1 protein-coding gene is annotated in these 456 nt (G+C 68.6%); it reads right to left on the bottom strand.

Annotated elements, in window-relative coordinates:
• A partial coding sequence (locus M3204_RS23510) for an SPL family radical SAM protein (RefSeq protein ID WP_251489092.1) occupies positions 1–456 on the bottom strand: 456 nt, incomplete at both ends.

Raw genomic sequence — 456 nt, 5'->3', positions numbered from 1 at the left:
CCCTTCATCCGTTTCGAGAAATCCGAGTCGTAATCCTTGCCGCCGCGCATGTCGCGCACGCGGTTCATCACGCGCTCCGCACGATCGGGAAAATGCGCGGCAAGCCAGCTCTTGAACAGCGGCGCGACCTCCCACGGCAACCTCAGGATGATGTAGCTCGCATGCGTCGCACCGGCTTCCGCGCACGCCTCCAGCACGCGCTCCATGTCCGGCTCGGTCACGAACGGAATCACCGGCGCGATGCTCACGCCGACCGGCACGCCCGCATCGCGCAGCGCGCGGATCGTGCGCAACCGCCGCGCCGGCGTGGCCGCGCGCGGCTCGAGCGTGCGCGCGAGTTCGGCATCGAGCGTCGTGATCGTGACCGCCGCCATCACCTGCCCGCGTTCGGCCATCGGCGCAAGCAGGTCGAGATCGCGCTCGATCAGCGACGATTTCGTGATCGCCGCGAACGGC

This window comes from Mesobacillus subterraneus, assembly GCF_023715485.1.
In the GTDB taxonomy this organism is placed as follows: Bacteria; Bacillota; Bacilli; order Bacillales; family Cytobacillaceae; genus Mesobacillus; species Mesobacillus subterraneus_B.
Note: the sequence above shows the minus strand (reverse complement) of the source record. Positions and strands in the feature narration are given on the sequence as shown.